The organism is Microcystis sp. LEGE 08355, from assembly GCF_015207185.1.
GTDB classification, from domain to species: Bacteria; Cyanobacteriota; Cyanobacteriia; order Cyanobacteriales; family Microcystaceae; genus Microcystis; species Microcystis panniformis.
In genome coordinates, this window is record NZ_JADEXI010000187.1 from 1 (window position 1) to 7,815 (window position 7,815).

Below are 7,815 nucleotides of genomic sequence, written 5' to 3' on the forward strand. Positions count from 1 at the left end.
GGGTAAAATCGAAACGAGTAGGCTTTTTCCATGTCTCACATTTTAGCATATATTTCGTAAATGTGCTAATATTTAACAGTAAAGCCGTCGTAGAACGACGGGGTTTCAGACCCAAATTTTCGATGACTTATATAGTTTTCTAGGGTAGCCGCCACGTTATCGGGATTCTTGGTCAAAAATGCCTGAACACTCCCTTGCAGACTTTCTCCCAGATTGCCCCCATTGGCAATCACAAAGGGTGCGTAGCGTCGCCCCCCTTCCAACAACACATCCCCAAATTCAGCGGCGGTGGTGCTTTGGTTTGCCCCTTCCCCACTGGCCCGCAAAAAGAAGTTATTCACCGCTTGACTTAAGGCGGTACGCGCATAACCCGATTGACTGGGTTGAATTAACTCTGTCAGGTTGCCATCTCCATCTAAATCGAGGCTATCAAAAACGGCTCCGTTATCATCGGCCACTGGATAGAGACCGACAACGTTATTGAAGAAGGCTCCCGTCTGTTTAAGTCCTTCCTCAATGGCTCTGACCTGTATGCTACCGGGCAAGTTACTGAAGTTGAAAACCAGAGAACCTTGTCCATTACCCGTATCTTTAAATTCAAGGGTTTGGGGATTAACGTCTTGATCGGGTAGATTGGTAATTTCTAGGGTGAAATTAACCGTTGCGTCTGGCGTGGCATTGGGAGCCGGTTTGAGGGTGGTGTCCGTCACTGCCACCGTCAGATTATAGAGGGATTGGGCTTCAAAATCAGCCTTACCGATGAAGAATAATTCCCGGCCACGAATCTGGAAACTGCTCTGATCATTGCCCAACAAAGAAAGGCTATTTGTCCCCAAGGCATCATCGCTGATCTGAATATCGGCAACTTTGACACCTTGACTGGTATCGGTATTTTCAGCGATCGCATTGGTACTATTAGCAAGAATTAGGGCTGTGGGAGCTTCGTTGACATCGGTGATGTTTAAAGTGAAGGTTTGGGTGAGATCGGGGGTGACACCAACGGTTGTATCATCGACATTGACGGTGACTTCGTAACTGTTTTGAGCTTCAAAATTAGGGGTAAAACCGACATAGAAAAGAGCCGAATTCTGAATTAAGAAGCGCTCCCTATCCCGTCCCGTGAGGAAGAGATTATTGGTTCCTAAACCATCATCTTCAATCAGGAGGTCGGCGACTTTAAATTCTGGGGTGACATCGACATTTTCCGCTAACTCGGTGACAGCATTTTGGAAAATTAGGGCTGTGGGAGCTTGATTACCGGGAGTTTCATTAACATCATTGACAGTAATTGTCAAGTTTTTCTCAAAACTTAGTCCCCCTTGATCGGTGGTTTTTACCCGAATACTGTAACTATTCTTGGTTTCAAAATCGGGGGAATTATTAATCTGTAATTGATTCCCCACAATCGAGAAGGCAGTATTATCTGTATCTCCTGTTCCTGTAACTAAACTATAGATAAAGCTATTACCAGTATCGGGGTCTGTGGTAGAAAATGTTCCTATCACTGTGTTAACAGGGACATTTTCATTTACTGTTGTCGCACTTAAGGCTAAATTTGTTGGAGCTTGATTACTAGGAGTTTCATTAACATCATTGACAGTAATTGTCAAGGTTTTCTCAAAACTTAGTCCCCCTTGGTCAGTGGTTTTTACCCGAATACTGTAACTATTTTTGGTTTCAAAATCTGGGGAATTATTAATCTGTAATTGATTCCCCACAATCGAGAATGCTGAGTTATCTGTATCTCCTGTTCCTGCTATTAAACTATAGGTAAAGCTATTACCAGTATCGGGGTCTGTGCTGGAAAATGTTCCAATTACTGTGTTAACAGGAACATTTTCATCTACGGTACTGGCACTTAATGCTAAATCTGTGGGAGCTTGATTACTAGGAGTTTCATTATCAGTATCGGTAATGATTCCCACAACTGCGTCAGTCGTACCTATTGTATAACCCGTCCCAGGAGCAAGGTTTAAAGTTACGGTTTCATCATCTTCAACATTTGTATCAGCAGTGGGGTCAATTGTTACAGTCGCAGTATCTGAACCAGCAGCGAAAGTAACTGTTCCTGTTGTACTTGTAAAACTTGCTGCACCAGTTTGAGTGTAATCTGTATTAAGGGTAGCTGTCCCCCCGACTGTGTAATTGACTGTCAAAGCATCAGTTGTTACTCCGGTGCGAGTGAAGGTATAGACTAAGTTAGTTGTTCCGTCTTCTGTAACACTTGTGGGAGAGACAGTAAGAGTAATAATGGGAAGGGTGACACTGGTATTATCACCATCATCATTAGTAATTGTTCCTAATCCTTGATTATCTGTAATCAGCGCATTGCTAGGATTAGAAAGGTTAATCAAGAAAGTCTCATCCGGTTCAATTGCAGTATCACCATTGACGGAAATAATAATATCTTGGCTGATTTGTCCGGGGATAAAGGTGAGAGTCCCTGTTGTGGCTGTATAGTCGCTTCCTGCTGTTGCTGTGTTATCAGCAGTGCCATAATTTACGGTAATTGTTTGGGTACTTGTGGTTGACAATGTAACTTTAAATATCAGGTTATTTGTTCCTGAATTGTTTTCTACAATTGTCGGATTTGAGATAGTCAAGAATGGTTTATCCCAATCGGCTGCTGTCCAGGTAGTTGTTGCTTGCCAAGTTTGGGGTGTCCATTCATCAATACTTTTCCAAGCATCTGCTGACCATTTAGTTGTAGCTTGCCAAGCGTTATCTCCCCAATCAGGTATGGCATCCCAAAAGTTATCAATTGTCTGTGATGCTGTAGCTGTTGTTGCTATTTCATAGCTATTTGTGTCCAGAAAAGATGATGCAAGCGTTTGCGTTGAATTGCTTTGATTTGCAGTTGATGGAGATAAACCAAGTTTCTTGTCAGACTGTCCAATAATCGCATTCCACGCATCTGAAGTCCAAGATTTAGCTGCATTGTAAGCGGATTTTACTGCATCGGATATATTTCCAATACTATCAATGACAATTCCAATTGCTTTTCGATTCAGTTCAACGGTTCCACGATAAGTTAAAGCAGCACCCAGAATTGGACGTATTGCAGCAACGGCTGCTTGAAGAGCAAAATAATCAGCATCAGGCAAATATGTAAACCAGTAACTACTTAAATCAGTGGTATTTCCGTTGGCAACTTTCCGAGTTAAATCTGTCGGCTTTGACAAATTAGTTCTTGTAATAGTTTGATTTAAGACGGGAACTGAATGTTTTTCAAAAGTAATTGCAGATGTTAGTTTTGAATATTTTTCTAAGTTCCAGACTCCACTCAGATATTTTGAACCTGCAATGCTAACCAAATCAGCCGAGGTTATGTAATGAGTGACACCTAAGTTATTAGTAGCGTTGAAATTAATGCCGGGTTGTTGAGAAATACCCGGACTATTGAAAGTAACAATCTTTCCGAGTTGTCCTGTATAACTACCCCCTACCCACTGACTTAATGCACCGCCTAAACTATGACCTGTAATATTAGGTTTTAGAGTCAATCCGCTTACGGGATTAGTTACTTCTGAAAGCCATTGATTGACTGCGGCTTTATTGTTAGTAAATTGATTATAGCCAACTCCTTCGGTTTCAGTATCACTTAATAAATCTTTACCAGATGAAAATACAGTACCCCGAATAGCTAAAACAGGAGGTTTAGCAAGGTCATAAATTGTGCCATCAGTGAAGGTATAGGATTGATTGGCGCTGGTGAGTTGGTTGATTAGATTCTGTCCAGCGGTATAGGCGGCGGTATTGTTACCGCCTGAAGTATTGGCAATATCTTGCAGTAAGTTATTGCTATTGGATGTAAATTCATTGGCATTAAGGGGATTGGCTAAAACCAGAAAGAATTTTTCATCAGAAGTTAAACCAACAGCATCAAATCCTGTGGTAGAATCTTTGAAGACTTTATTGATACGATAGCCTTCGTAACCCAGGTCACTATAGTCATAGATCTTATCTACTTCTTTGCCTTTGTCCGTATCTGTCCAATTACGATAAGCGGTGTCTCTAGCCAAAATCTCAAAGGTTTGGTCGGTAGGAGGCGCACTTCCTAAAACAGTAATTTCTATTTGTTTACTGGTTTGTCCTGGGAAAAAGGAGAGGGTTTGTTTGACAACATTGTTAAAATCTTTTAATTGGTTAGGGTCTATTGAATTGGCACTTCCATCAAGGGTATAGTAATCAACGGTTATGGGTTTATCATAGGTTGAGGACAGTTTAACCTCGAAAATAACCTTCCCTGCGGGAGCATCAAACCGCGCATTACTGACTGATATCGTTGGTTTAGGTGGAGAATCAGGTGTGGGTGGGAGTGCGGTAAAAGTGGCATCATCATATATATTTGGATATTGTGGATCTATTGGATTTGCTATCCATTGACCATTAATCCAGCTGGATTTGGATGTAGTTGAATCTCCATCTGAATCTATATACCAAACTTGGTTCGCAGTATGTCCACTAATAATACTATTTGAACTCCATGTACCATGATTGTAAATACCGCCACCTAAGTTGGCATTATTGTTAGTAAGAATGTTATTCGTTAATGTTAATGTTCCATAGTAGTTGTAAATTCCCCCTCCGTCATAAGCAGCCGTATTACCAGATATTGTATTGTTAGTTAATGTTAATGTTCCCCGGTAGTCGTTGTAAATTCCCCCTCCGTCATAAGCAGCCGTATTACCTGTTATTGTACTGTCGGTTATTGTTAATGTTCCCCAAGAGTTGTAAATTCCCCCTCCAGAACCAGTAGCCGTATTACCAGATATTGTACTGTTGGTTAATGTTAATGTTCCCGTAGAGTTGTCAATTCCCCCTCCGTCATAAGCAGCCGTATTACCAGATACTGTACTGTCAGTTAATGTTAATGTTCCATAGTTTTCAATTCCCCCTCCAGAACCAGTAGCCGTATTACCAGATATTGCACTGTCGGTTATTGTTAATGTTCCCGTAGAGTTGTAAATTCCCCCTCCAGAACCATAATAACCAGTAGCCGTATTACCAGATATTGTACTGTTGGTTAATGTTAATGTTCCCCTTCCCCAGTTGTAAATTCCCCCTCCAGAATAAGTAGCCGTATTACCTGTTATTGTACTGTTGGTTAACGTTAATGTTCCATCGTTCTCAATTCCCCCTCCAAAATTAGTAGCCGTATTACCAGATATTGTACTGTTGGTTAACGTTAATATTCCCCTTCCCCAGTTGTGAATTCCCCCTCCAGTATTACCAGATATTGTACTGTTGGTTAATGTTAATGTTCCATCGTTGTCAATTCCCCCTCCATAAGTAGCCGTATTACCTGTTATTGTACTGTTGTTTAATGTTAATGTTCCCCCGTAGTCGTTGTCAATTCCCCTTCCTGCTTTGTTGCTGATATAGAGATTATTTAATGTAACTCCAAGTTGACTAGAGTTACTTATAATAGAATTATAATCATTCTCCCCAGAGATAGGACTAGCATTATTAACAATAGAAGCTAGTGCTGTTCCATCAGTTTCAATGGTAATCGTACCTTGTGTCTTCAAACTGCGATCGTCTGTTGTCGTATTATTAACATAAGTCAATTCATAAGTCGTTCCTGATTTCAGCTTAATAATATAGGGAGTATTAGGACTTTTATTAGCAATTGCCACAGCATCCCGCAAAGATAAACCACTCCCAATAGTGGCACTTCCATCATTCTCATCTATAGTAGTATTGACAATTAAAGTAATTGGTGCTGTTTGTTCAACCCCTATAAATTGTCCCCCTAAATCAATAACAGAACGATCATCTTCTGCTTGAATATAAGTTAACTCAGCCTCAGTTAAATTAACCCCTCTCACCAGATGAGAAAATAATTCTCCCTCATCCCCCACCGTATCCACCCTATTAATTTGAGCATCCACAAAATGCCCAATTTCTTCTAAAATCACCGCAACCAAAGCATCTAAACTAGCAGAAGCAAAAAAACTTTCAGATAGATATATCTTATTGGTGCTAATCCCATAAGCGCCATTTGCACTACCTAAAACACTGCTGTTGACAACCTCAATCTCAGGAAGTTGACTAAAATTTCGGCTTTGCCACTGTTGTCGTAATTGCGTCGCCTTAACCACATCATAACTTGTGCCAAAAGCGATGGCCAAATTTGCCCAAAAGCCATCAGATTGAGCGAAATCGAACAAAATATCGTCAATAGCAGGAAAAATCGGCAACAGGGTAGAAGTCATGACATTAACAGCAAAGGTTTATTGCTAACAGTTTTAGCCCAACAATCGCCAATTTTTCAATACCCCTGTAACAGAAATTAACATTTATTACAAGAAACCGGGTTTCTCAAAGAGTTTCTCAAAGAAACCAAGAAGAAACCGGGTTTCTCAAAGAAACCCGGTTTCTAAATAGGTTCTCAAAGAAACCCGTTTTCTAAATACAAGAAAACGGGTTTTCTAAATAGTTTCTCGAAGAAACCCGTTTTCTAAAATCACAACTTAATCTAATTCATTTGCCGTTTGCAAAACCTCCTGATAAAGTTGACGACTGATGCGAAAATTTGCTTGGAGTATTAGAGCATCGATTATGGGTTGAACCTTAGCAATCAATCCTCTATTTTTAGCGATTAAAAGAACTCCTAGAACCCCCGTAATTGACAGCCCCAAACGCACAGCCTCCCTCCGTCCAAGACGCTCATCAATTAACAATTCATCTGCTTTTAATTCTAAGGCAAGAGCGATTGCTTCTGCTTCGCCAATATCTAAATTATAGTCATTGCTCAAACAAGCCACAAGTTCCAAATTAGAGGCTTGTTTAACCTGTATCCAGTTCAGAGAAATTATCGCTTTAATGCGGATATCTTCCTCAGTTAAATTGGCTAATTCATTGGCAACTGCTTGGGGAATAACAACATTAGTATAAATATCTTTTAAGATTGACAGATAACCAACAAGAGCAAGACTGCTGAGAGGAGAAGTATCGCTAATAATAATCACAGCCAACCTTTCTCTTTTAAATGCTTAATATCTTCCTGAAACTCAGCAACATCATAGTGAATACAAATTCCTCGTTCAGAAAGCAGCCGTTGAAACTTGATTTGATTAATACCTAATAACTCACTTGCTTTTCCTAAGCTAATCTTATCTTGTTGGAATAACATAACAACAATTTCCTTCAACAGTTCATCCTCTGATAAACCACTTGCTTTAATCACTTCTTGGGAAATAACTAGAGTCATATTTTCTCCGTATTTTGATAAGAATTATACAAATGCTATCCTATGTTTTGCGGTCTGTCAATTCCCTTTGGCAGACCTCACTTCTAACTGTTAACTGTTAACTGAAATTCCCTCTCCGAAGCAATCTTACCCCTTGTCATGGCGAAGATGCGATCGCTAACGTCAAACCTAGGCAGTTAAAGTATTCAACCAATTGATTAAATCTTCAACTGTAGAGAAATCGAATAAAGCTTCTCCTAATACTTCAACATCATCAATACTTAACTCCATGATTTTAGTTTCTAATGAAGGATTAATCTCCCCTAACTTGCGTTTAAGTTGACGAATAATCAATGTCTTTTCCCGTTCAATACCTTGTTCGATACCGCGTTCAATACCTTGTTCGATACCTTGTTCAATACCTTGACGCATCCAACTGGTAGTAATTTGCATAACTCCCTCCTGTACGGGTTGACTAAATGTGCTAATCTCTTCTTGAAATTGTCTCTCTTCGACTGGATTAAGATTAAGATAAGTATCAATAAATCCAGAAATTAATTGCATTTTTGCAGGATTTAACTTTAAAGTAATTAACAAGCGCAGACATTCAGCCTTTACCT

The 7,815-nt window shown here is 39.9% G+C and carries 4 protein-coding genes; all 4 read right to left on the reverse strand.

All coding sequences use genetic code 11. The annotated features are described in order from the left end of the window. Positions 1-65 precede the first annotated feature (65 nt). A complete protein-coding gene (locus IQ242_RS26120) occupies positions 66-6,218 on the reverse strand; it encodes a Calx-beta domain-containing protein (RefSeq protein WP_228020936.1) in 6,153 nt (2,050 codons plus the stop codon). Positions 6,219-6,476: 258 nt separating this feature from the next. Beyond that, positions 6,477-6,974 (reverse strand): DUF3368 domain-containing protein, encoded by a 498-nt coding sequence (locus IQ242_RS11310; RefSeq protein ID WP_193960042.1) that lies wholly within the window; start codon positions 6,972-6,974, stop codon positions 6,477-6,479. Continuing rightward, on the reverse strand, positions 6,971-7,216 hold the full coding sequence (locus IQ242_RS11315) for a UPF0175 family protein (protein ID WP_002770627.1): 246 nt from the start codon (positions 7,214-7,216) through the stop codon (positions 6,971-6,973). The genes IQ242_RS11310 and IQ242_RS11315 overlap by 4 nt, the downstream gene beginning before the upstream one ends. A gap of 168 nt (positions 7,217-7,384) precedes the next feature. After that, on the reverse strand, positions 7,385-7,815 hold a 431-nt coding region (locus IQ242_RS11320), incomplete at its 5' end, for a DUF4351 domain-containing protein (RefSeq protein ID WP_193960043.1).

Bases quoted from the DNA above. Each gene is read 5' to 3' on its own strand.
- IQ242_RS26120 (WP_228020936.1), bottom strand. From the start codon at position 6,218: ATGACTTCTACCCTGTTGCCGATTTTTCCTGCTATTGACGATATTTTG.
- IQ242_RS11315 (WP_002770627.1), bottom strand. From the start codon at position 7,216: ATGACTCTAGTTATTTCCCAAGAAGTGATTAAAGCAAGTGGTTTATCA.